At 47.1% G+C, this 23771-nt stretch carries 35 protein-coding genes and 1 riboswitch; of the genes, 6 read left to right on the top strand and 29 right to left on the bottom strand.

Annotated features, from left to right (window positions below):
• Window positions 1-181 precede the first annotated feature (181 nt).
• From JCM10914_RS19025 to JCM10914_RS18975, 12 genes are all read right to left on the bottom strand, one after another.
• Window positions 182-634, bottom strand: a complete 453-nt coding sequence (locus JCM10914_RS19025) for a hypothetical protein (protein ID WP_036719033.1) — start codon at window positions 632-634, stop codon at window positions 182-184.
• Window position 635: 1 nt separating this feature from the next.
• Window positions 636-1271, bottom strand: a complete 636-nt coding sequence (locus tag JCM10914_RS19020; RefSeq protein ID WP_023963715.1) for a hypothetical protein — start codon at window positions 1269-1271, stop codon at window positions 636-638.
• Window positions 1264-1710, bottom strand: coding sequence for a hypothetical protein (locus JCM10914_RS19015; protein WP_036719030.1), 447 nt, complete (start codon window positions 1708-1710; stop codon window positions 1264-1266). Before JCM10914_RS19015 ends, JCM10914_RS19020 begins: the two co-directional genes overlap by 8 nt.
• Entirely contained in the window at window positions 1707-2036 is a 330-nt protein-coding gene (locus JCM10914_RS19010) for a cold-shock protein (RefSeq protein WP_023963713.1), read from the bottom strand. The genes JCM10914_RS19015 and JCM10914_RS19010 overlap by 4 nt, the downstream gene beginning before the upstream one ends.
• Window positions 2037-2151: 115 nt before the next feature.
• A complete protein-coding gene (locus tag JCM10914_RS19005) occupies window positions 2152-2499 on the bottom strand; it encodes a hypothetical protein (RefSeq protein ID WP_023963712.1) in 348 nt (115 codons plus the stop codon).
• A 5-nt stretch (window positions 2500-2504) separates the two neighbouring features.
• Complete coding sequence (locus JCM10914_RS28985) at window positions 2505-2669, bottom strand: hypothetical protein (protein ID WP_156332330.1); 165 nt, start codon at window positions 2667-2669, stop codon at window positions 2505-2507.
• Window positions 2670-2806: 137 nt separating this feature from the next.
• Window positions 2807-3022, bottom strand: coding sequence for a hypothetical protein (locus tag JCM10914_RS19000; RefSeq protein WP_023963711.1), 216 nt, complete (start codon window positions 3020-3022; stop codon window positions 2807-2809).
• Window positions 3023-3077: 55 nt separating this feature from the next.
• Window positions 3078-3734: a hypothetical protein gene (locus tag JCM10914_RS18995; protein WP_148300232.1), complete on the bottom strand. Its 657-nt coding sequence runs from the start codon at window positions 3732-3734 to the stop codon at window positions 3078-3080.
• 147 nt (window positions 3735-3881) lie between these two features.
• Window positions 3882-4061, bottom strand: coding sequence for a DUF5659 domain-containing protein (locus tag JCM10914_RS18990; RefSeq protein WP_023963709.1), 180 nt, complete (start codon window positions 4059-4061; stop codon window positions 3882-3884).
• Window positions 4061-4303 (bottom strand): helix-turn-helix domain-containing protein, encoded by a 243-nt coding sequence (locus tag JCM10914_RS18985; protein WP_023963708.1) that lies wholly within the window; start codon window positions 4301-4303, stop codon window positions 4061-4063. The genes JCM10914_RS18990 and JCM10914_RS18985 overlap by 1 nt, the downstream gene beginning before the upstream one ends.
• Window positions 4304-4445: 142 nt before the next feature.
• Complete coding sequence (locus tag JCM10914_RS18980) at window positions 4446-5312, bottom strand: hypothetical protein (protein ID WP_023963707.1); 867 nt, start codon at window positions 5310-5312, stop codon at window positions 4446-4448.
• 142 nt (window positions 5313-5454) lie between these two features.
• Window positions 5455-6021 carry a hypothetical protein gene (locus tag JCM10914_RS18975; RefSeq protein WP_023963706.1) on the bottom strand — a complete coding sequence of 189 codons (567 nt, stop codon included), beginning with the start codon at window positions 6019-6021 and terminating at the stop codon, window positions 5455-5457.
• 302 nt (window positions 6022-6323) lie between these two features.
• On the opposite strand from JCM10914_RS18975, the gene JCM10914_RS18970 reads away from it, so the two are divergent.
• A complete protein-coding gene (locus JCM10914_RS18970) occupies window positions 6324-6536 on the top strand; it encodes a helix-turn-helix transcriptional regulator (protein WP_036719021.1) in 213 nt (70 codons plus the stop codon).
• Between the two features lie 79 nt (window positions 6537-6615).
• Window positions 6616-6846: a hypothetical protein gene (locus JCM10914_RS18965; RefSeq protein ID WP_023963705.1), complete on the top strand. Its 231-nt coding sequence runs from the start codon at window positions 6616-6618 to the stop codon at window positions 6844-6846.
• Window positions 6847-6980: 134 nt separating this feature from the next.
• Here the strand turns inward: JCM10914_RS18965 and JCM10914_RS18960 are convergent, their stop codons facing one another.
• The 8 genes from JCM10914_RS18960 to JCM10914_RS18930 form a co-directional block, all read right to left on the bottom strand.
• On the bottom strand, window positions 6981-7739 hold the full coding sequence (locus JCM10914_RS18960; RefSeq protein ID WP_023963704.1) for an FRG domain-containing protein: 759 nt from the start codon (window positions 7737-7739) through the stop codon (window positions 6981-6983).
• Window positions 7723-7935: a hypothetical protein gene (locus tag JCM10914_RS18955; protein ID WP_023963703.1), complete on the bottom strand. Its 213-nt coding sequence runs from the start codon at window positions 7933-7935 to the stop codon at window positions 7723-7725. Before JCM10914_RS18955 ends, JCM10914_RS18960 begins: the two co-directional genes overlap by 17 nt.
• An 85-nt stretch (window positions 7936-8020) precedes the next feature.
• The gene (locus JCM10914_RS18950) at window positions 8021-8878 is read right to left on the bottom strand and encodes a tyrosine-type recombinase/integrase (protein WP_231638707.1); all 858 of its coding nucleotides are present in this window, start codon (window positions 8876-8878) and stop codon (window positions 8021-8023) included.
• 327 nt (window positions 8879-9205) lie between these two features.
• Complete coding sequence (locus JCM10914_RS18945; protein ID WP_023963701.1) at window positions 9206-9445, bottom strand: type II toxin-antitoxin system HicB family antitoxin; 240 nt, start codon at window positions 9443-9445, stop codon at window positions 9206-9208.
• Between the two features lie 650 nt (window positions 9446-10095).
• A complete protein-coding gene (locus JCM10914_RS18940) occupies window positions 10096-10482 on the bottom strand; it encodes a hypothetical protein (RefSeq protein WP_052019874.1) in 387 nt (128 codons plus the stop codon).
• Complete coding sequence (locus tag JCM10914_RS30645) at window positions 10446-10583, bottom strand: hypothetical protein (RefSeq protein ID WP_231638706.1); 138 nt, start codon at window positions 10581-10583, stop codon at window positions 10446-10448. The genes JCM10914_RS18940 and JCM10914_RS30645 overlap by 37 nt, the downstream gene beginning before the upstream one ends.
• Window positions 10580-11611, bottom strand: coding sequence for a tyrosine-type recombinase/integrase (locus JCM10914_RS18935; protein WP_023963700.1), 1032 nt, complete (start codon window positions 11609-11611; stop codon window positions 10580-10582). The genes JCM10914_RS30645 and JCM10914_RS18935 overlap by 4 nt, the downstream gene beginning before the upstream one ends.
• A gap of 202 nt (window positions 11612-11813) precedes the next feature.
• Window positions 11814-12173: an iron-sulfur cluster assembly accessory protein gene (locus JCM10914_RS18930; RefSeq protein ID WP_023963699.1), complete on the bottom strand. Its 360-nt coding sequence runs from the start codon at window positions 12171-12173 to the stop codon at window positions 11814-11816.
• Window positions 12174-12557: 384 nt separating this feature from the next.
• Between JCM10914_RS18930 and mqnE the strand changes: the two genes are divergently transcribed.
• A complete protein-coding gene (gene mqnE, locus JCM10914_RS18925) occupies window positions 12558-13664 on the top strand; it encodes an aminofutalosine synthase MqnE (RefSeq protein ID WP_023963698.1) in 1107 nt (368 codons plus the stop codon).
• Between the two features lie 156 nt (window positions 13665-13820).
• On the top strand, window positions 13821-14879 hold the full coding sequence (locus tag JCM10914_RS18920) for an NAD(P)/FAD-dependent oxidoreductase (protein WP_023963697.1): 1059 nt from the start codon (window positions 13821-13823) through the stop codon (window positions 14877-14879).
• 1 nt (window position 14880) lies between these two features.
• Here the strand turns inward: JCM10914_RS18920 and JCM10914_RS18915 are convergent, their stop codons facing one another.
• Window positions 14881-15117, bottom strand: coding sequence for a YuzB family protein (locus JCM10914_RS18915; RefSeq protein ID WP_023963696.1), 237 nt, complete (start codon window positions 15115-15117; stop codon window positions 14881-14883).
• An 81-nt stretch (window positions 15118-15198) separates the two neighbouring features.
• Here JCM10914_RS18915 and JCM10914_RS18910 point away from each other — a divergent pair, with 81 nt between their 5' ends.
• Window positions 15199-15444 (top strand): NifU family protein, encoded by a 246-nt coding sequence (locus JCM10914_RS18910; RefSeq protein ID WP_023963695.1) that lies wholly within the window; start codon window positions 15199-15201, stop codon window positions 15442-15444.
• A gap of 64 nt (window positions 15445-15508) precedes the next feature.
• Here the strand turns inward: JCM10914_RS18910 and JCM10914_RS18905 are convergent, their stop codons facing one another.
• The 8 genes from JCM10914_RS18905 to JCM10914_RS18870 all read right to left on the bottom strand — a co-directional run bounded on the left by JCM10914_RS18905 (window position 15509) and on the right by JCM10914_RS18870 (window position 22282).
• On the bottom strand, window positions 15509-16279 hold the full coding sequence (locus JCM10914_RS18905; RefSeq protein ID WP_023963694.1) for an SDR family oxidoreductase: 771 nt from the start codon (window positions 16277-16279) through the stop codon (window positions 15509-15511).
• A 165-nt stretch (window positions 16280-16444) separates the two neighbouring features.
• Entirely contained in the window at window positions 16445-17287 is an 843-nt protein-coding gene (locus JCM10914_RS18900) for a MetQ/NlpA family ABC transporter substrate-binding protein (RefSeq protein ID WP_023963693.1), read from the bottom strand.
• Window positions 17288-17353: 66 nt separating this feature from the next.
• Window positions 17354-18022: a methionine ABC transporter permease gene (locus tag JCM10914_RS18895; RefSeq protein WP_023963692.1), complete on the bottom strand. Its 669-nt coding sequence runs from the start codon at window positions 18020-18022 to the stop codon at window positions 17354-17356.
• Window positions 18023-19039: a methionine ABC transporter ATP-binding protein gene (locus JCM10914_RS18890; RefSeq protein WP_036719017.1), complete on the bottom strand. Its 1017-nt coding sequence runs from the start codon at window positions 19037-19039 to the stop codon at window positions 18023-18025.
• A gap of 109 nt (window positions 19040-19148) precedes the next feature.
• A riboswitch (SAM riboswitch) is annotated at window positions 19149-19299 on the bottom strand.
• A gap of 124 nt (window positions 19300-19423) precedes the next feature.
• Window positions 19424-20143: a Cthe_2314 family HEPN domain-containing protein gene (locus JCM10914_RS18885; protein WP_036719014.1), complete on the bottom strand. Its 720-nt coding sequence runs from the start codon at window positions 20141-20143 to the stop codon at window positions 19424-19426.
• A 157-nt stretch (window positions 20144-20300) separates the two neighbouring features.
• Window positions 20301-20603 (bottom strand): hypothetical protein, encoded by a 303-nt coding sequence (locus JCM10914_RS18880; RefSeq protein WP_036719011.1) that lies wholly within the window; start codon window positions 20601-20603, stop codon window positions 20301-20303.
• Between the two features lie 234 nt (window positions 20604-20837).
• Entirely contained in the window at window positions 20838-21773 is a 936-nt protein-coding gene (locus tag JCM10914_RS18875; RefSeq protein WP_036719057.1) for a heme A synthase, read from the bottom strand.
• 164 nt (window positions 21774-21937) lie between these two features.
• On the bottom strand, window positions 21938-22282 hold the full coding sequence (locus JCM10914_RS18870; RefSeq protein WP_023963687.1) for a thioredoxin family protein: 345 nt from the start codon (window positions 22280-22282) through the stop codon (window positions 21938-21940).
• Between the two features lie 136 nt (window positions 22283-22418).
• Between JCM10914_RS18870 and JCM10914_RS18865 the strand changes: the two genes are divergently transcribed.
• Window positions 22419-23771 (top strand): DUF2515 family protein, encoded by a 1353-nt coding sequence (locus JCM10914_RS18865; protein WP_023963686.1) that lies wholly within the window; start codon window positions 22419-22421, stop codon window positions 23769-23771.

Genomic DNA, 23771 nt, shown 5'->3' with positions numbered 1-23771 from the left:
AATCGACTCGCTCGTCGAAAATTTCACCAGGCAACATTGTGTACTCAAACCAGGGTGATAACCTAAAGGTTAAATCGTTAGCGCCAATGTTGATAATGCGGAGCGATTGGTACCTGTCCCTAAACTTAATAGTCGTGCTTTCGTTACCTTTGAACGGTTCACGCGCAATAAATGCTGCCACTTAATTCCCCTCCCCATGTTTTCGTTTTAATTGCGAGTATAGACTCATCAATTCGACGCTAGGAGTATGTTTTGCCAACCTGTACGCCTCCTGAACGTCAGCGCCCGTTACTTTCCCGCCTTCGACGAGTAATTTACGGAACCGTTCGCGGCTAATCCGCCAATCGAAATGCTTAGTCTTCTCGGCGTCATAGTAATCAAGTCTATCGCGCAGAATGGCGGCGCGTGCTTTATCGGTTGGGTCTCCGCTTTCCGCCGCCTTGGTTTCTAAATCGGTAACGTACGATTCTGACGGGTGTTCGTGAAACTCGACGCCAGCATCCTCGTGGAATAGTTCCGCTATGGTGTCTTTATACCGGCGCTCTGCCATCGTATAGGCAGCGATCTTTTCCGGATTGCCGGTGGACATAACTTTCATTTCCTGTAGATTTGCGAAGGTTGTTTCGAGTTTCAATTTACTTCACTCCTTTCTCGGTTGGTTTACGTTCAATCCCGTTAGGCAGTGCCCGGCTCCTCTTAATCTGAGTTAGGTCCGCGGATGTTACGAGTGGAAGATTATATTCTTGCTCGATTGAATGGACTGCGTAAGACATTCTTCGACATTGGTCTGAGTCTCTTTGTTCAAGTTCCACAACCTCCCGGCGTTGGGAATCATACTTATCTACGAGGACATAGTAATCCAGCAGAGCGTTATACATAGCGGCCCGGGCGGCTTCCATCCGTTCAACAATCGGCTTAAGCTCTTTCTCGCGGATCTCCGGAATGACTTTGTTGTTCCAGTCCATCGTCAGGTCCAATGCGGTGATACGACCCTCTCGCGATTTCTCTGTCGAGTATGTGAACGCTGCATCTCGGACACTTTTCGCTTCCTGTACGGCTTTTTCTGCAGTTTCAATTTCTTTTGTAATCGTGGCCCGTTCCGCAGTTACGTCTCCACCGTCAAACTCCCGGATAAGAATCTGCTGTTTCTCCGCGACGAGTTCCGCGACCTTTTGCTCGGCTTCCCTAACTAATCCGTCATGTTTGCTTCGTAGCTCGGTAAAACGTGCATCTTGCTTATCAAACTTCTCTTTCAATTCCCACTTAATCATTCAAAAACACTCCTTTAATGTATTGGATTATCCGGATATACCACGGCTTTCGCAGCTCCGGTACTTCTTCAAATTCTTCGGCTTCTTCTTCCGGTTCATCTTCCGCACATATTTCCGCAAGGATCGGATAAATCGGCGATCCTTGCGACAAATGCTGGTGCAAGCCACTTAGCGCACTTGATGGGACCAACGATGTATGTACGCCTGGCACGGGAAGAAACAACTTAAACAAGATGTCGTTATCTGTCTCGACGTCCACTGTATCAACCTTGTGCAAGCGCATAGTTTCGAGTACCACGTCAATAATTGCGAGTTCCTCTACTCCATCCAATCCGCGAATTATCTGGTCTGCATGAGCGCCGCTTTCATCGAAATAGTTGATTGCGATAAGTTTCGTCGAGCCAATTTCCGTAATGACTGCTTGAAATAACGGCCTCACGCTAACTTCACCTTGACCGCAATCGGACGCCCTTGCTTGTCTTCACCGATTTCAAACGTTACAAGTTCACCAGGCAGTACATAAGAAAGTCCTGGATCTTCCGCTGATGATATATGAAAGAAAAAATCATCTTTCCTACTGCGAACGAAGCCGTAGTTCTTTTCCGAGTTGAACATACGCACTTTACCTTGCCGGCGACTGGATTTCTCTTTCTCTCGCTTTGGCTTCGGTTGCGTGACCGGTGATTTGCTCAGGCTAGGGCCGATGCGCGAGTATACCTCTGACATATCCTCGTCTTTAATTCCCGTCCAAACTTCTCTTCTCATTTCGCATTCCTCCGTTTAAATGACGCCAACATCAACGCCCGAAATATCATTGATTTTTCCGTGATAGAATCGCCAAACAAAATCGAGGTGGTGTCCCCGTTTTTATTGCGCAATATCACTCTTCGTTGGTAATTTCCGACTGGCTCGATCCACGCCTCGACAACAACGTCATTAACCATTCCGTACCGCCTCCCCCGAAAATGTCCAGTGCTTCAATAATGCCGCCGCGCACCATAGCCTGTCCGACTCCGTACGTCTTCTTAGGCGATGTTTCTTTACAGAACTCGATCGTGATTTTTTCGATTAGCCGGCATTTCTTAACGTCGTCCATTCCGCGCCATGTCTCGATACCTATCCGGCTGCCGACAAACTCGATAAGACCTTCATAAAGCTCCGGAACCTCGTCCGCAGGAAATGATTCGAACTTAATCGGCCACCGTGCACCATATTCAACGCTAATCATTTCGCTCAACTCCTCCTCGCAACTTGAGTATCTAAATAGCGGCATTTTACTGAATTCTCACCGCGCCAGACTTTACAACGCACATCCGTCATCGCTTGCAGCAAAGCACACCCGCAATCGCTGCGAAAATAAGGGCAGTAATGTTTTGCATCGGCTTGTTTGTCATTCAATTTCTTGCCTCCCCTCCGTTAAAAATCGTGCATATTCGGTACGATTTACGCTGATTTCGCTTGATTTCCGGCACGACAAACAGCCCGGCAAGGTGTTTATACCTCCGGACTTCTAAGCGTCTATTTCGCCGTGACTTTTACGTTTTCTGTACATTAACTTTGAGGAGATGACGTGCCGATCTCTTGCGTTTCGAATCAATCCGGTACTGCCGCGCATAGGGTACTCCGTCCTTTTCGTACGTGGCCATCTGGATATAATCAGGATAGCTACGACGGATCTTGCGCATGACTTCGCGGTCTTCTGTGTAGATTGCGTGTTCGTAATCGTTCAGCTTCCATATCGCGTTGTTCATTCGTACGCTCCTTTTTGGGCATAAAAATAGCGCTCGGCGTGTGTGCCTGCGCTTTTCAATCTTCGTAATATTTTCGTAGTTTATCGGCCATCCGTTGTTTGATTCGCGATGCCTGTTTTCGGTCACGAACCCCGAGTGCGTCCGCCATTTCTTGTAACGTCGCGTCCGGATCAGCTTTAAGGAATTCGAATAACAGACGTTCTTGTTTGGTTAATGACGTATCTACCTCCATTTCCGCGATAATAAGCCTCGGCACGACGATATCTTCGGTGGTATGCGATGCCGCAATCTTTGCGACCTTCTTAGACGCTGACTCATCGTCAATGGATAGGGCCAGGTGATTAATTCGATTCTTCTTTGTCAGTGCATTCCGCACCAGATCCCGGCCGGCGTTATTAATCGCTGTACCAAGCAAATCAAAGAATGTGCCTCTTTGGCCGTCATACTTTAGAGCGGCTTTTACCACGGTATAACGGAAGTGGCTTTCGAAGTCATCCTCATATAGACGGTACTTCCTACAGGAACGCGCCCACCTTTCAGCCTCGCGTCTAACGAATGCGTCGGTTTGTTCTGATAGTGCACCAAATCCGTAATGGTATGGCTTTTCGTCTTTCCTATCGACTCTATCGTAAACCTCTGAAATATACTCGGCCCAAGCTGCGTCTACTTGTTTACGTCTCCTGGTAAAAAAGTGTTGTCTTTCTAAGTGCACGACTGCTCCTCGGCCTTTTCTTTGAATAGTGGACATTTAAACGTCCTTTCGAAAATTATTTTATTTTTTTTTGATCTACCTGCCACAAACACATACAAAATTACGTTATTAATACGTAAACATTTCCGAGGGTCCCTACCCTCCGTACTATACCGTATTCCTCGGTTGATACCGTTCCATGTCAGTACGTAATGAAGAGGTTTCAGCGAAGATAAATATGTTGAAGCCTGGCTGCCGCTTGTTATCGCATATCTTGATTAATTTGTGGCCGTTATAAATTAGCCAGCCGGCCATACGTTGCGAGTGAATCGCCTTTTCGTTTGTCATTATGACGCCCCTTTCGTTTTCATCGTCGTCTCTTCATATATAGCGAGAACCCGCGTCAGCTTTTCCGGTGTCAATTCAAACTCACGAATAAGCCCGCGCCTAATTCTGTCGGATAGGCTGCGTTTACCGCGCTCGATCTGATTAATGAACGCATCCGACACGCCACACATTGCGCCTATTTCCGCCTGAGACAACCGATAAACCTTGCGTAGCTTGAACATCGTATCCGCTGTGATCGTCATAGTATTGCGCCTCCTCCTCTTCCGTTAGATTTTCCTAACTTAGATTCAAAATAAAAACTCCGCCTTCACTGTCGTCAGGCATGCGACGCGGTGGCAGACTGGATTAAAAGCAATGTTCTTCTCGTCACATTAAATTAATACGTCAATGTTTAACACTTTTTATCTTTTTCAGAGAACGGCTTAAACTCACCTCATGCATGCCGAGCTGCTCCGCAATGTGTCTGTTAACGATCCGATATCCCCCGTTCATATCGACCGTGTAGTCTTCGATTCGACCTTCCGCGTAATCAGTTTCGACTGCAGCGATGATCCGTTCGATTAACTGCCGCTGCCGTCCGCTAAAGTTAGTGAAATCTACGGATATCTTTCCAAATATCGCATAGTGCGGTCCGAAATATTTCGGCTTCACATACTTAACCTCGCCACCTCTCCGTACCCTGCGCATGCCTTCGAATTGGTGACGATAATAGGCCGTTCTAGTTACGTAGTTTATGTAACGGATTATCTCGCGTTCGGATCGGTTAGTATCAACGCGATCGAGGGCGTCCTTGAGCGCCTTTTCAAGCGTAGACCAATGCTTGTCTATTATCTCGGACGTAATCTGTTGCCATAGTGTTTCCCTTTCGCCCATAAGTTGCATGTATACGTCCTCTAGTTCTAGATATCCTGGGACTAAATATTCGCGAAGGAATGTCTCATGCTCTTTAAAGTTTTGAAGAGAAACTTTAACCCCTGTGTTTGCGTGTACGAACGCGGTTAACTCCGCAAAGACGTACTCCGGCGAGTCCTCACGCGCACTAAGGCCGTAGTCACTTAACGTGTACTTAATCGTCGCCAGGCGCCCGCGTAGAAGACGGAGACAACGGAAAGCGACGTACATTTCCGGTTTATCGAACGTCATACCGGTTGGGGAATGCAAATAATCGTAATTCATGGCCTTGCGGATCATCTTTAACGTGTCTGCATCTCCTGACTCCTGGTAACGTTTAATTGCATCTATAAATGACACTATATACCCCCCTCAAGTTGTTATATCTAACATAAACTACCCACCATGATTTGTTAACTAAAGAAACTAAAGTAGAAACGGAGGATGTGTTCCTTCGTGCGCTATCACACCCTCGCAGTTACCCTTCCAGTCACAATGAGTATTACGCAAGGTATTCCGCCAGGTCTCCGTCTATTTCTACGTTATAGTACCGACGTAAACGGCGGAGTGACCTGAGTGCAGTGTTATGGTGAAGGCCTGCTCGTCCACTTATAGAGGTAATCGACTCTTTCGCGTTACTTCTTAACGCCATATCCGCGATCAGTGCTGCAGTTTTTTCTCCGCTACGATCAATAAGCGCCCGTATTAATTCGGTCCGGTCAGGTTCGATCCGGTCGACTGTTCCTCCGAACTCTGCATCCGATTCCGGGTAGTATATACGCTCCTGCCATTTGGTATTTTTGCGGTACAACTTGAGTCTAGTAAATCGCATACTTACATAGAGTAAGCGCCGGATATCGGTAATACCCTCTCTACTAGCAAGGCCAAACAATACATCGTCAAAAGAAGATTCAGCATCATATACGTCACCTGCACCACTCGAAGAAACTTTAGATTTATGCCACGACTTCACATCCGCCAGCGCTATATATAATTCCGTAAAACTCTCGTTATCGAGAGTCTGCCTATAACGCAAATAACATTCCTGTGCATGAACGTCTATTATCATTTTATTTCCCCCTTTGTTAGAGCTAATAGCTGCAGAGCAACCCAATTCCCGCCGCTCGTCCTCACGTATAACCTTCCATTGATTAGACAACCTCCACGAAACACACCTGAGTCCTCCTAACCTTAAAAATGAGTACAACAAATAAACAGAAAGTTGTGGATTTTTCTGCAAACTAGTTGTATACTGTCATTAAGTCAACATTTCAAAATGTCAACATGTTGTGCTGATGTTTCTATAGTACAACCTTTATCCCAGTATGTCAACATGTTGTGCTTAAATTTGTCTAGGGGGATTTATTTACTATGGCTATTCGTTGTCGTCTCGGAGACATCATGAAAGAAAGAGGATTGACAAATAAGGAAGTAGTTGAATTAACGAAAGTCAGTCGCAACACAATTACATCTCTAGCAGCAAACGCCACAAAAAGGATTGATTACGACACACTCGAAGGATTGTGCAGAGGTCTCAACGTTACCCCAGGTGACTTAATCGAATACATAGAGGATGAGAATTAATGAGGATTTTAGCAGCCCTTATCGTTGCAGCCGCATCACTTACCGGAATCTGCTTTTTTGCGATCGGATCATCACCGCAATGAGTACAGAACGCGATTTACGCCAACTTTATCAAGATGTCCATTTCTTCGCGGCTGCCTTATCCGAATCGCTCATATCCGTTTGGGAAGAAGATCCAGCCGGAGTTTATGTCGAAGTCGAACGCGGATTTATTGATCGGTATACGGCCGATTACGTGCGCGTCCGCAACGTCGAGACCGGCTGCAGGACGTATTACAGTAGGGATACTGCGATGTTTAAGCGGATATAAACGAAGAAAACCGCCAGCAGCCACAAACCATCCCGTCAAGTGGCGCCATTAAAACGGTAGACGAGATGACCGTTCGAGAGCTGCGCGAGGTGAAAGCGGCGGAGTCCAGTGTTTACAGAGTTTTTAATCTAATTTTATTTTAATCGCGAGTCTGAAAAATATCGATGTGGAGAATTTAGATGGCGTGATAAACCGTCTAAGTCAGGGAACAAAGTGTATTCGTTTACACCAGTTAGAACAAGAAAGTCTCTAACCTCTTCCCTTAGATCAGGTGTCAGTATTATTTTACTCAAGTAGCCATCTCTCACCAGACTGCCGCCGTCCTCAAGATCAAGAGGCAATCCAGAGTTGCCTTGAAGCGTAAAGACTCCCCTTTGTGCCACTAATCTGCTATTATTCATAAGCGGGTAAAGGGCAGTTGAAGATTCCCGAAAGGTAAATTTTTTATTAATTGTGATATCCTCGTAAGCTGTTCCTTCTGTAGGTACAGTAAGATACCCTATTTCGGATAAGACTAGGTTTAAATCGATTGGACTAATTACCCAGACACAGGCACAAGTATCTGGTTTCCAATCTTTAAATGCAAAATATAGAGCAACACCAAATGATTCCGACCAATCAAGTAATCTAGTTTTTACTCCGTGATGTTGCATAAGGAAAAGCAGGTTCCAATCAGTTTGATTGTGGTGTAGGTGGCCCTTTAATAGAAACTCTCTATAGATAGACCGCTCATAAGTTTTTAGTTCTTCAATGGATTGAAAGTTCATTCTGAATAGACCTGAGTGTAGTTCGTAATCTATGCTTGAATGACCTCTGAACCACATAATTGGCTTTCCAGAGCATAAATCATCAACTCTATTTAGTATCTCAATCCATTTATAAGAAAATGACATATTTCCTCCTTCTTAGTCCCCCATACTTAAACGTACACGTATCGCGAAGATACCGCGTCTCTGCGACCTTAACGCTATTCACCGTTATTCCCTCGATCTTTCCGCTGCCAATAAGCTTGTCCGCAATAAACACGACGATAGGTGTCCGATTGAGCATCGCGGTATGTAAATGAATATCGGTAGTTAGCGGTTTCATAAATCGTCCCATGACCGAAATTTTACCATATTACGACAGGGTTGTCCCCAACAAATAGACCGCAATTCTGCAGTCTACACTCTACTTAAGTCAACTTATTCAACGGGCTCGCCTTAGCATGGTCTTTTTTTAAATCTTCGTCTGCTAAAGCCACATACCGTTTAGTCATCGATATATCAACGTGACCTAATGTCTTTTGCAGACTAAACGCTGATGCTCCGTTCCTAAGAAACTCTAGTGCAAACGCGTGCCTAAGAGCGTATGGTGTTATATGTACTCCGACCTGTTTACTGTGGCGCTCAAGTCTATCGCCCCATACATGCCTATTCAAAGCATTACCGGCTTCTGTACTAAATACTGTAACCTTGTTCCCCCACGATCGTGGTCTCATACTAATGAAACGGTTTAGAGCATCAATAGTAACTGGCGAAATATTAAGCGTTCGAGAAACACGTGTCTTTGCCGCAGCATCAGGTATCCGGACCCAGCCGGATATGAGATTAAAATCGTTTGGTTGAAGCGCTAAGGCTTCCGATGGCCGTATTCCAGTGTCCAACGTCAGAATTATAAGTGTATAATCCCGCATACCAACAAAGGTCGATTGATCGGGTGCTTTAATCAATTCCTGCAAAGTCTCTATGCTAATCGCTACAATTCTAGAGCCCTCTTTTCGCTTTTTGATGTTAGTAAGAGGGTTCTTTTTCAAATAGCCTTTTTCCATACACCAGTTGAAGAATGTACGCAAATACGTTAATCGACTATTAAATGTTGCCGGTGCAATCCCCTCCTGATTTAAGTGTTGGATGACTGCCTCTTCTAAGTTATAGTATGAATCCCACGCATTTGGATATCTTTTTAAGAGTAAATTAACTGTGCGTACATAGTCATCCCGCGTTGATTTAGCTATCCCATTGAGCAACTTAAATTTTAAAAACTCTTCCAAAATGTCCTTCCAGTGCCGAGTAGTCATTTGATTAGGTCTTCTAGGTGGTCTAGGCATTCTTTTTCCCCTTAGTTGATTTTTTCGATATTATAACAAAACCGCAAAAAAACGAACAAATTCACGTAAATATACGAAGGCGCCCACCAACAAAGTGTATACGATTCTATACGAATCAAAACTCCGCTGATGGGCGCATTTTTTATTTTTCGTGATCCACGTATCCGTTACAGTCCGCAGGCTACTTACAATTCCAAGAACGACCAACATGCCAAGTACTTCGTTGCCGTTAAGTCTTGTCGCGACAACGGTTTACCGGGTTTACGCGGATTACTGTACCTCGATAACAACAATTTTCTGATCAGCACCAACAACGATATCCATCGCGTCTGTCGGTTGCGGAATATCGTCACCGTCCGTTTCCATTCCGTAGAGATGTAGCGCAAGACAATCCTTCGCCATGTGCAGCGCTTCTTCGTCCGTGTCGCCGCAGGTTAATGCGCCGGGGAGATCCGGAAACTCTACGGAGATGCCGTCGTCCGCGTAAGTGAAGATTGCGGGATACTTCATCGTTTATCACTCGTTTCTATAACGTTATGTATTACGGTGGGTAGGGGCCCTCGGAAGTGTTTACGTATTAATAACGTAATTTTGTATGTGTTTGTGGCAGGAAAATCGAAAAAAGTTCAAGTATGTTTTATGTCCGCTTTAGGCGAAATCGCCGCGAATTTAACGTCTGTATTTGTTAAAGGTTCGTTAGTATTCCGGGCGCGATTAGAACGGCTAATTCATCGCTTAGATTAGCTAGAACATACCTAATATGATATGGATAGAAGAACGACCCCCAACGGAAACTATTCGGAAACTATTCCCGACAGTGGTTACAGCTAATTAGCTACAAAATAGTTGAATGGTTGCGTATACAGGTGTAGAATAAGATTGACACGATCGAAATGGTCGCAAGGTAAGGCAGTAATAATAAAATCTTATTTAACCGAGTAGCTGATGCCTTCCCCAAGAGATCGGCTACTCTTTGTTTTGCGATAATTTAATCAATTCGATTATTGCGGTAAACAATGCCACTACGAAAGTCATAGCTATAAAGATAATTGTAATCGTTTGATATACGTCCAGAGTATCACCACCGGGCCGCTCTTACCTCGCCATATATTATTCTAGCACAAGTTAGGCGAGCCGCCTCTGCAAAAAAGAACCTCAAATCAAACATATTTTTTCTTAAATCTCCCCGCCTCCCACTCCGCCAGTGCTTCCGCAAATACATCGTGAAAAACACCCACCGGAGAATACACGCTAGGCTTCGGCATTCCCGTCCGCAGATCAACGGCCTTCGTGAAATACCGATCAGCAGCCAATTCGATAACCTCCGCCTCTAGTTGACCGCTAAATCTACGCGTCAGCATCGCGTAAGTATCCTCGAAATAGTGGTCGTATAGGCTTGCGGTATCGTTTAGCGGCAGCTTGCGCAATGCTTTAGCCAGCGCGTGTAATATGGCGTCGTTGTCGCTCTTATCTATTTCTCTTTTAGAGTCATTAGTACTTAAATCATTAATTACTTGTGTCGGTTTCTCCGTCTTCGGTTTTTCCACGTACGGAATTTCCGTTCGTCCGATAAGAAGAACGGGTCCAGTATCGTATAGCCGCTATCGCGCTTCTGAACGCGGACAATGCCGCCTGATGGTTTCGTCATGATTGCGGCCCTTTCTTGCGGATGAACTTGTTAATCGGCGTGTTCTGATCGTGACTTAAACGTACGTCGCGCGTATCCATCTGCACATAACGCCGCATAGTCCGAACGTCTTGCCATCCTCCCATTTTTTGAAGCGTGAAGAGGTCCGCACCATTCAAAACCATTGAACGCGCCCAGGTATGGCGGTATACGTGCGCTGTCATTTTCTTACCTTCTATGCCGGCTTTTTCTCCGTAATATTTCAGCCGCTTATTAAAGTGATTCGCGGTAACCGGATCGCCGTAGCACGATAGAAACAATCGATCAGTCGTAAAGTGCGCGCGATTCTCATCAATTAGTTGAAGAAGTAGTTTCGCGACCTGTGCGGAGATAGGTACGAGACGCGGCTTCCGGTTCTTATTTCGATCGCCGGGCAGCGTAATGAACCGTGTCTGGAAATCGATATCAGCCGCCCGAAGACTTAGCATCTCAGATATACGCAGTCCAGAGTCAAGCATTAAGCATATTGCAACATAATCGCGGAATCCTACGAAGTCACGACGATCCGGTTGCGCAAGGATAGCCGTAACCTCTTCGTCCGTTAGTCCGTTTGTGAGATCCAAGTCCTGACGCATTAACTTAACTGGTCCTGCCGGATTTATTTCTATCAGCTCATCGCGTTCTAATTGATTGAATAGCGCCTTTAACGTTCTCAACCGAATATTAATTGTCGTATCTGTCAATCCAATACGTTGTTTGTCCGACTCTATGTACTTATGGCCGTAGTACCGGCGAGCATCATGCTTCATGTAAAGCACAAAATCGCGCAATGTTGCGGTAGTGACGTCGTCGATATATACCGCCTCTGGATGATTCTCGCGCAGCCACATAACGAAGTATCCGTAATGCTTCTCGTAATCCTTTATCGTACGATCGCGCAGGCCTTCCGCCTTCTTCGCGCTGATTGCCATGTCGAGCGCTTGCTCAAACGTTAATTGCGGATAACTCTTATCGGTATTAATTCGCTTCGTGCGTTTTTTTAAAGACATAAAAAACGACCTCCATAACGGTTATTTACCGTCATAAAGGCCGTGATCCACAATCCCAAAACGCTAATTTTAGGGTTGTTATTATTCCATATCGCGATTGAGGACTGCGTTTTTGCCCGGTACAATCCGCAATCATGGCGCTTATGCTTCCGCAAGGCTTCCGTTCGTCACATCCGAAACCGTTAACGCGGCATTCCCGTCATTAACAAGGCTCTTCGTTTGGTTTGCCAGCATCTGCCGCTGTGCGGAACGATGATCCGCAGCCGCACGTTACCGTTGCGTTCGGATTATGGATCGTAAATCCTCCGGTCATGCCGGATTCCTCGAAGTCGATCTCCAGACCGTTCAAATATTTCAGGTCATCCTTCTCGACAACCACCTTTAACTCCTGTACGTCCATATATACATCGGCATCGGTCTCATTGTCGTCGAAACCCATGGCGTATGAAAAACCACTGCATCCGCCTGCGGCTACACCCAAACGAAGGAACATATTGGGTACTTCCTGTTCAGCCAGCATCTCTCTTAAACGTTCTGCGGCCGTGTCGCTGATCGTAATCATAGGTCACCCTCCTTATATCCTAAGTATACTCCTCTTCCTCTATTCACTCAAGAATGGAATGCTGCCCATTTTCCCTTTAATACAATTACCAGCTTCATTTCCTCTATTTGTATTGCTACCCCGAGGGGTCAGGTTTATAATAGGGAAGGAATATGGGCGGCAACTGTGAGATCATGGTCCAATCGCCTCCGATTTCAACAGGTTAAGGTTTATGGCGGTCTACAGTTGTATATTTTTTCACAAAGTTTCGTATTTATTCAGTCCTAATTATTCAAGTCGTCCGACATATCGAATGCAACCGGACCGTTCCCCATGGGGAATGATTTCACTTTATACACTAAACCTGCTGCACCAAGCAGACAAGTGTGAACAGGAGGATGGAGCATGTCTACCTTAGTAACCCCTTTTACCGACCAGAGAATGGCGGAGATCGTTGCCAAAGTTCGCAACGGCGAACGCTTGAATCTTGAAGACGGTGTATATCTATACCAAACGGATGATCTGCTGACGCTAGGTCAGCTCGCCAATGAAGCCAATCTGCGCAAGAATGGCAATAAGGTCTATTTCATCGAGAATATGAGCCTCTATTTCACGAACGTCTGTGAATCCCATTGCGCTTTTTGCAATTTCCGGAAAGACCAGGGTGAGGAAGGCTCCTACACCTTATCCGGTCCTGAAATGATTGAATATGTCGAGCAGCACATCCATCCGGGTGTCCGTGAGTTCCACATCGTCGGCGGACATAATAATCATGTGCCATTCCAATACTATGTAGACTCGCTAAAAGCACTGCATGAGAAATATCCAGATGTTACATTGAAGGCTTACACGGCAGCGGAGATTGAATTCTTCACCCGAATCAGCGGTCTTAGCACGAAGGAAGTGCTGCAGGAACTACAGAAGGCTGGTCTAAAGTCATTGACCGGTGGCGGCGCTGAAATTCTGTCTGACCAATACCGGCAGAAGATGAAGGTGGATAAGGCGAATGTCGATCAATATCTTGACGTTCACCGCACCGCGCACAAGCTGGGCATGAAGACACATACAACGATGCTGTACGGCTCGATTGAAAGCCACGAAGACCGGATTCGTCATATGCTGCAAATTCGCGATCTCCAGGATGAGACGAATGGGTTCATGGTATTCATTCCGCTGTCCATGCAGCCGAAGAATAAGAATGCGGGGATCATGCGCCGAAACTCCGCTTATGAGGATCTTAAGACGATTGCCATCAGTCGTTTGATGCTCGATAACATTGATCATATCAAGGCATACTTTATTAATATCGGTGCGCAACTAACGCAGGTTGCCCTTAGCTTTGGGGCTTCCGACGTACACGGCACCATCATCAAAGAACGTATCAGCCATGCTGCTGGGGCATTAACACCGGAAGGTCTGACGCGTAAAGAGCTCGTATGGCTGATCCAAGGTGCCGGACGGATTCCGGTAGAGCGCGATACGTTCTATAACGAAATTAAGGTCTACGAATAACCCAGTATCAGCACACCAGATTCATACAACAACGTTCCAAAAAACGGAAAACAGGTTAAAGAGATAATATAGCGTGGTTAGTTTATGCCGCTTAAGCAGCGGCGTTTTTCTTGTGACTTGCACCTCCTGCTTATCTCTTGAGAAAGGAAGTTATTTATGAAAAAGCTCGTCATTCTCGGTGGAGGCTATGGTGGTCTTGCCCTTATTCAGGAATTATTCAGCGGCTACCTCCCTCCAGACGTTGAGGTCGTGCTCATTGACCGCATGCCATATCAAGGACTGAAAACCGAATATTACGCTCTGGCAGCCGGAACTGTTGCTGATACGTCCGTGCGCGTTAAGTTCCCGGAATACGATCGTCTTCACAAAGTCTATGGGGACGTAACTTCCATTGATCTTGAACGCAAACAGGTTCATCTAAACAATCAAGATCCTGTTGAATACGATCAGCTTGCGATCGCTCTGGGATGCACGGACCGCTATCACGGAGTTCCGGGCGCAGAAGAGTTCACCTTCAGCCTGCAATCCTTCTCTGCATCGAGAAAGACCTATTTACAGCTCAACAACCTGAAGCCTTACGGTCATGTGCATATTATCGGTGGTGGTCTAAGTGGTATCGAGCTTGCCGCAGATCTGCGCGAGAGTCGACCTGACCTTAATATTGCCATTTTGGACCGGGGACAGCGGGTACTCTCTTCTTTTCCTAACCGTTTGTCCGCCTATATTCATCGCTGGTTTGAGGAGAATCATGTGGATATTCACAGTGGTGTTTCCGTATCCAGAGTTGAGGGGAACGCTGTATTTAATCTGGATGTGCCAATCCCGACCGATCTGGCCGTGTGGACAGCAGGCATTCAGCCCGTGCAGGTCGTACAGGACCTCGATCTGCCAAAAGACCGCAGCGGACGCGTTCTGCTCAACGAATGGTATCAGGTGCCGTCACATCCCGAGGTGTACGTGATTGGCGACTGTGCCAGCCTTCCATTCGTGCCAAGTGCTCAAGCTGCAGGTGCGCAGGCTGAGCAGGTCGGACACGTGCTAAAAGCTTTATGGCGGGACGACACCCCTAAAGTGTCCCCATTAAAGCTTAAGGGCACGCTTGGTTCGCTTGGCAAGCACGCAGGTTTCGGTCTGATGGGCAGCACGTCCGTCATGGGGCGCGTTCCAAGAATATTAAAGAGCGGGGTTCTCTGGAAATCGAAGCGCCATTACTAACTCAGGTATCGAGCAGTGCGATGAGCTTCTGCACCACCGCTTCATACAGTTCCTCGGCGGTGGGTGCCTCCACCCAATCACCGTCAACATAAGCGAATGGCATCAGATAACATTGCCCGCAACTGGTTAGACAACCATACTCGATCACCTGGCAATCGAACTGTTTCTCCAGCGGCAGCAGCAATTGATCTGTACCGAAATAAGAATTGTTTGTACAAAATTCAATCATGATGGACATTGCATTTAACCCGCCTTAAGATTGGCATTTTAATTTGCCGATTTATGTACTATAATATAGGGAGGAAAGGAGTTGAACAAGATGAGCGAAAACACACAAACCACTGTATATGATGAAGTGCTGGATGTGCTGGATAAGCTTCGTCCGTTCCTGCAGCGCGACGGCGGTGACGTGGAACTGGTCGACGTTGAAGACGGCATCGTTAAGCTGAAGCTGATGGGTGCATGCGGCAGCTGCCCAAGCTCCACCATTACTCTGAAGGCAGGGATTGAACGTGCCCTGGTTGAAGAAGTGGAAGGCATTCAAGAAGTTGTGCAAGTATTCTAATACAGTTTCTTTACTATAAAGAGTCTTGACCCCAAGCGGGTCAAGACTCTTTTTTTGGAGCTCATCATGGTTGAATGCGCGGACGAATCGGATCAAGGCCGCCGGATATGTCCATAATATTGCCGGTAATGAAATCGGACGAATCGAGGCATAAATACTCAATGACCCTGGCGATGTCTTCCCCGCTGCCGGATCGGCCACGCGGAGTCAACTCGTCCGGAATACTTGATACCTCGGCAATGGTCTTCTCTTTATTAGCGCCGCGTATATCCCCCGGGCAGATCATGTTGACAGTAATGCCATACGGAGCTTCTTCCACCGCCAGCGTCTTGGTGAACGACACCAGCCCAACCTTGGCAGCGGCATAAGCGGCGCGCTGTGGCCAAGCTCTCGCTTCACCAGCGTGCCCAAAGCCAAAGTGGATGATTCTCCCCCACCTATTCTTACGCATAGCCGCCAGAACGCGATGGTCAAGGAGCATCACTCCGGTCAGATTGCCATTAGCCATATGTACGATTTCATCCCGGGTATACTCGGAGAACAACCGCCGTTCATGAATGAACGGCCCGGCATTATTGACGAGTATATCCACGCTGCCGAGCTGAAGCTCTGTCTGATCCACAAGGGTATATAATTCGGCCTCCTTCGCGATATCCGCTCTGATCGCGATCGATCGGACGCCCAATGCCTCAATCTCTCGTGACAGTTCTTCCGCTGCAACCTGGCTATTTACATAATTTATAGCAATATGACAGCCTTGCCGTGCTAACGCAAGAGCCGTCATTTTCCCTAAACCTGTCGCACTGCCCGTAACCAGCGCCACTTTCCCTTTCAAGGCAATCCCTCCTCATGGCGATTCCTTCTCTCAGTATAAAAGATTTAAACGGGGCGGACAACTTGGCGATCAGACACTTGCGCTGCAAAGATAACAAAAAAAGCATATCGGCCCGGTTTATAAACCGCCGATATGCTTTTTCCATTGAACTAATTCACTTCAATCTTAGAATGCCGGGAGAACAGCACCTTTATACTCTTCTTCAATAAAGGTCTTCACGTCTTCTGAGGTTAGTGCTTTTGCTAATTTCTGAATAGCATCCGAATCCTTGTTATCTGGGCGTGCTACCAGCAGATTCGCATACGGATTCTCTTTATCCTCAATAAACAAAGCGTCCTTCGTTGGATCAAGGCCTGCTTCCAGCGCATAGTTGGTATTGATGATAGCGAGATCAAGTTCATCCAGCATGCGTGGCAGCATAGCTGCTTCGACTTCCTGAAATTTCAGGTTCTTCGGATTCTCCACGATATCCTTCGCGGTTGCTTCGAGTTTATTCTCGTCAGACAGCTTGATGACGCCGTTCTTTGCCAACAACGATAGTGCGCGGCCACCATTGGATGGGTCGTTCGGAATCGCGATAACACTGCCTTCTTTCAGCTCATCCACGGACTCGATCTTTTTGGAGTATGCGCCCAATGGCTCGATGTGAACTGCGATTACAGGTGCTAAATCGAGACCACGTTGATTGATTTCATTATCAAGGTAAGGCTTATGCTGGAAAAAGTTAGCGTCGATCTCCTTGGAATCCACTTGCGTATTTGGCAATATATAATCCGTAAATTCAACGATCTCGAGAATGACGCCTTCTTGTTCCAATGCAGGCTTAACATGAGCCAGAATTTTGGAATGCGGTTCAGGTGAAGCGCCTACCTTCAAGGTAACGGTTTCTGTACCTACTCCGCCTGTGTTGCCCTCAGGCTCCCCCGCATTTTCCGCCGGCTTGTTGCCGCATGCAGCCAATACCACCACCAAAGTCAAACTAATGAATGCCAATACCCACTTCTTCATGCTTAAAAACTCCCTCCAAAAATGTATTATTTATATGTTGTCTCCCTTGATGCCTCATTAATCCCGTTATTTTCTCGTGAAATGACGGACCAATCGGTCTCCTGCCATCTGCAGAAGCTGCACGAGCACTACCATGAGCCCGACTGCAAGTATCATGATCTCAGTCTCATAACGATGATAACCATACTTAATTGCCAGATCACCCAAGCCGCCCCCGCCAACCTGGCCGGACATCGCTGTGTAAGAAACCAATGTCACAACCGTGATTGTCATACCTGCCAGTAAACCCGGACGTGCTTCAGGCAACAACACCTTCCATACGATTTGGCTTGTCGAGGTGCCCATGGCATGAGCCGCCTCAATTACACCTTTATCCACTTCATTAAGCGCAGTCTCCACAAGTCTGGCGAAGAATGGGGCAGCCCCTACGACGAGTGGCGGAATCGTGCCCAGCACGCCATAGGACACGCCTACAATGGATTTCGTAATGGGAATCATGGCTACGATCAGAATGATAAACGGAACGGAGCGCAGAATGTTCACGATAAACGACAGAATCGAATAACCGAATCGCACAAAGCCGGAGGTGGATCTTGCAGCCATATAAAGCACGACGCCCACAGGCAGGCCAATGATAAAGCTGAATAGCGCTGAAATGCCTAACATTCGGAGTGTATCCAGCGTCGCCTTCCAGATCTCACTCCAATCGACCAGACTGAAATCGAGTTCAAACATTTAATAAAGCACCTCCACATCAAGCCCTTGGTCTAGCAGCTTGCGGATCGTTAGCTCAATAGCAGCCTCGTTCCCTTCAAATCTGACAATTAGCTGACCATAAGGGGTCTCCTTGATCGTGGAGATCGTCCCTTGCAAGATCGCGAAATTCACGCCTGTTTCGTGAACGGTACGGGAGAGAATCGACTCATAAGTCTTCTGTCCAAGAAACGTAATCTGTACCGCCTGAGCTGACTCATCGCCTTGGTTAGTTGTAGATAAGCCGAGCAGGCCTCCGCTGTCCCTCTCTTGCCGGATAAACTCGCGTGTCACCTCGTGCTGCGGCTTCAAGAACACCTCGGTAACCGGTCCATGCTCGACAATGCCTCCTTGATGAATGACCGCGACCCGGTCGCATATGCTCTGAATGACGTGCATTTCATGTGTGATCAGCACAATGGTCAGATGGAATTTCTTGTTGATGTCCAGCAGCAGCCGTAGAATCGAATCCGTTGTTTGCGGATCAAGCGCGGATGTCGCTTCGTCACAGAGCAGCACTTCTGGATCACTTGCCAGCGCTCTGGCAATGCCTACACGCTGCTTCTGACCGCCGGATAACTGGGCGGGATATTTGTCGCGATGTTCTTCCAGCCCGACCAAGGCCAACAGGTCGGACACCTTCCGTTCAACTTCTGCCCTTGGCGTCTTAATCAGTCGCAAGGGAAACGCTATGTTGTCGTAAACGGTAGCGGACGAGAGCAGATTAAAATGCTGGAAGATCATCCCGATCTTGCGTCGCTCTGTTTGCAGCTGCTGCTTCCCGAGCCGAGTCAGATTCTTGCCTTGAATCCACACCTCGCCGGACGTTGGCCGTTCGAGCAGATTAATACAGCGAATCAACGTGCTCTTGCCTGCGCCAGAATGTCCGATGATGCCGAAGATTTCGCCTTTATCAATCGACAGGTCCACATTGGATAACGCTGTCGTTAAGCTTCCGCCTTTTCCATACTGCTTCGATAATTGTTTAAGCTCGATCAATCCCATAAACCTCCTTTGCTAGACTTCCTATCCGATCATTACCCAAAAAGAAAAGAGCCTCTTTTTTGTAGAATCAAAAAGGGCTCTCTTTACGTAAAGTCAACGCCTTTTCTCATCTGTCAAAGTAGTAGGCCATTCACCTATACTTTGAAGGAATTAGCACCATGTCACTCCAAAATGTCATTCGCATCATAACGAATTACATTGGAGCCGGTTGCCGGGCTTCATCGGGCCTGTCCCTCCGCCTCTCTCGATAAGAAAACATCGATATGAAATTTTTTCCGATTAAGTTGATCTGAATTAGATGTATTTTAAGGAATGCAATAGTTAGTATAGATTCTCCGCAAGCATTTGTCAAAAGGAATTTCACGACTGCCATAAAATTCAGGCTTTCACACCACTCTTCTCCCATAGTTTGTTCGTATACTTATACGCTGCGGCGAGGCTTCGGCATACCATCTCGACCCCTTGTGCCAGATCGACTAAATGCTGCTCGATATCCTCCAGCTCAATCTTGTCCGACAGTCCCTGGTGCCGTTGCCAAAGATCATCTTGCATCTCGGAATTCATGTAATGAATTTCCGTGTTTCGCCGTTTGCGAAGCGCGTTGAGCGGCGTTTTGTAACGATCCTTTATCTCTTCGAGTCCCTTAGCCAGCTCCGTATGCGACTTCAGGAACTTGAACTGGCGAAGCACGGTAAAATAAGAAAAGTGCGCCTTCACTTTCGAGGTATGGAGATCATACAGATCATTCAGCACAGTTCCCAGCTTGTCAAGGATCGAGAAAACGCGTATAAATCCGTTCTTATAAAAATACACATATCTTGCATATTCGCCTTGCTCCTGAACCGACATATCATCAACGAATCCAGAATTCACGGACTTGCTGAAATGTCTTGCCGCATTCAAACTTTGCTCCAGTTCATCAAGCGATACAACCAAGCCTCGAGTCCAGATCTCTAATTTACGGAAATCATGGGTCGGATCCTGATTCTTATCCATTTCCTGCCGCAGCAGTTGCGCTGTTCGGACCATCGACTCGATGGCCTCCTCAAGTATGCCGTTATTATGCCTGGGCTGTTCTCCGAGCAATATGCGAAGCATCCTGAAGCCCCCCTACATCATAATGATCTGACCTAAATAACTTCATTCAAGGTTGGGGAAAATAAAGATTCCAACGGCTGTCGACCGTCTTAACGATATCCTCATGCGGTAAGCATTCTTCAACGGTAGCTTATAGGCTAGATGATGATGCTGAATTTCAGCCGCAGCATACAGATCGCTTGCCGGATCGAAACGGGCAAAGACCATCCATCAGAATGAAGATTGCGTTGCCACGGCCTGATGGGCCTCGTCCACCACAATGACCAGCGGCCAGCTTGAATTTCGAGATCTCAAACTTCTCCATGACTCTTTGGGCCAACCCGGGATTATGACTATAGGATGCCCCGGAAACGACCAGACATCCGCCGCAGTAAGGCAATGCATCGGATATCCCAAGAATCTCAACTTCATCATAATATTGGGGCAACACGCGGATCGGTCGGCCCACTCCCATCAACACAGCTTAACCGTCATGCCTAGCACGATCCCGACAATCCAATACGTGTGACGTCTTATTATATATAAACAGATCCTTTCCCGGGTCAAACGGTTCCAGCACAGCCTCAAGCACCTCGGGTAAATTCGACAGTTCAAGCGGACGATTCGTTAATCAATGAAGCTCGTCTTGATACAACAAAGTCCTCGAATCGTTAGCTCAAGGACTTGTGTAATTATCTTATTTTTTTCGATCAGCTTATGGCTTCTGCGGTCTGCTAAGCTGCCAGACTCTTACACTTAAGTAACAGAGGACACCGAACAATGCGGCGATCAACAAGGTATGACCTAAAGCGGAGAACACGTAGACGTCCTCATTATGGATCGTCATCATGATGACAGCCCCGCTGAGCACTTGCAGCAAGCAGAGTAAGGTAGCGGATACCCCGAGCATCTGAATCTCCCGATTATCTTGATTGCGCCAATACGCGAAATGCCCCATAATTGCTACGACAATGAGCAGCAATAATGCTGCGGCACGGTGCATAAAGGCTATGCCTACTCCGCCCGACAGGTCATCCGGAATCACCTGCCCATTGCAGAGCGGCCACCCCGAGCAGCCTTCCCTTGAATCGGTATGACTGACAAAAGCACCGATATAAACCACAATATAAGAATAGATCGTCGTTCCCCATACAAGCCAACTAAAGGATCGACTGACCGGAGCCAGCCTCTCTTCGGCCATCGGTACCTTCGATTGTTCCACTCTCCTCATTGCCAGGGCAAGCATAACGGAGCTCGCGAATGCAATCAGGGAGAACCCGAAATGCAGCGCCATCACAGCGGCGGATTGAGGTTGAACAACCGCCAGTGCACCCATAATGGCTTGTACCACCACAAAAACCGATGTCATCCCGACATAAGCCATTAAGTCTTTGCGATCTCTTTTATACTTCCAAAACGCGATAAGTGAAGCCAGAGCGGCCAATCCCGCCATTCCGCTGACGGCTCGATGTGAATACTCGATCATCGAGGAAATCGTATAAGCTGGAATGAATTTGCCATGACATAGCGGCCATTCCTGTCCACAGCCCATCCCGGAATCTGTTTTTGTAACGACCATGCCCCCGAAGGTGGCACAGAACATGATGATGCATGTTATGTAACTGAGCCATTTCAACTGCTTATTATTCAATAATCTCACCTGCTGCTCATAATCATTCAAACTTTTGACATAGTCCACACTCCATTATACCTGATAAAGAGGCGCTGGTCACTTGAACGAATGTGACAAATTGTTCAAAAAATGAATAACACCACCGACCTGTATGTTCAGGCGGCGGTGTTATCACCATTTGTTTACTTATGGATGGTTCCGTATACGTCTACGGCATTTTGCAAGAATTTCTCAATCTCCTCACGGGATTTACGGAACTTGTTCACGAAGCGAACGAGTTCCCGACCGTCTGTATAAGCGACGAAGCTGGGAATTCCTAAAATATTCTGTTGCTGACTCACATCACCGACAGCATCGACGTCCACTTCAACGAGGGTTAATTGATTCGCGAATTGCGTCTCGACCTCTGGCATGAACGGATCGATGAATTTGCAATCGCCGCACCAATCCGCTTTGAACACGGCAACGGTTAGCCGCGGAGATTGGATTGCAACTTGAAATTGTGCTTCTGACGTGATTTTTTCCATGATAATCTCCCCTTAACGTCGATTTCTTTCACACCTAGTGAATCAAAATGTGGAGTGGAAGTCAAATTTTCGAGACATACTGAATAGAGCCACGCTCACGATACAATCAGAACAGAAAGCAGCAGGTGATACTAGGATGAACTCCCAGGGAACCAAGGATAAGCGCATGCGATGGGCGGCACTGCGAACATGGACTAATGCAGTGTACACTGCATTATCCGAGGCGGCGGCGGGTTGGCTTGCTTCCTCGCATATATCGAAGCAGCTGCGGCTGAAGAAGCTACCCCTGCACTGGAGTAATGCCACGGTAGCTAACCTTAGACATCAACTGCAATCAATGATCACGTCCGAGTCGCAAGAACCCCCTGCGTCAACCGTCGCATACACCACAGAAGCACATATGAGGAATATTTCTGCGCAAGAGATACAGCTTATCGCGCACATTCAGGAGACCACCACCGCGCACAATCGCAGCAATGTCACGCGAACGTCAGCTTATCTCGAGATGTATGAGGCTTATCCTGAGCTGCACTGGGCTTTCCTCGCTCATATGGTATCACGTAACGGAGGGTGGAATATGAGTGATCTGAAGGGCGGCTTGATGTCCGACCTGATGGACCCTGCATTTAAAGAACAGCTGTATCAATTTCTTGAGCGATGCAATGCCCTCATATTTCAAGATGCTTACCCGCAATTATTGCTTTATAAACACAGCCTTGAACGTGGGACCCCATTGTTTCATTTGCTGCCCGAGTTCCACGTATCCAGATTCATGTCGCCATTCTGGGAGCAGTTCTGGGAGGATCGGGTAAGCCCGCTTCTGACCGTAGCACTTATCATTAATGAACAGAATTATATCGAATGCCGAGTGGCACAGCACCCTTTCTACCGCAAGCATGTCCTGAATCATCCCAGCTTTCGCCTGCATGAGCATGCGAGACTGAATCAGATTGTCTTCCCGCTGCACCATCAGGACATCCCGTCGGTTCCTGGCCAATGGCGCATTCGTTCCTTGCCTTCCCGCCCGTTAATCGGGCTACGCATGCCGAGATTCAATAACCTTAAGATAAGGATCAATACCGGCAAAGCACTCTACGCCATGTTATTCGGTTACGAAGAACCGTTTGAGCAGACTTTGGCTTATGCCAGATCAACCCCACACCACGGGTCACGGGCTGAGTATTGGCCGGAACTATTTACTTACGCAAGAGATGCTGCCATGACCACGGCGAATGCCAACCTCGAGCTTACCGGATCTGAGTGGCTACGCAGCGGCAATCGATTGTTCAGTCCACTCATCGAAGACGTATGGCATGATTCGGAGTATGAATCGATTTCTGAGCAGGATTGGTTTCAAAATGAACGAATGCTCTCCTATCTCTCCGCCCCGAAGCGTCCATTCCAGATCGATATGACACACGCTCACCGTACCGCGTTAGAAGAGATTGCCATCGTGCACGATCTGGAACGCCAACTGCCGATTGGATAG

Source organism: Paenibacillus sp. JCM 10914 (genome assembly GCF_001315105.1).
Classification (GTDB): domain Bacteria; phylum Bacillota; class Bacilli; order Paenibacillales; family Paenibacillaceae; genus Paenibacillus_AQ.
This window is presented reverse-complemented; position numbering and strand designations above follow the sequence as displayed.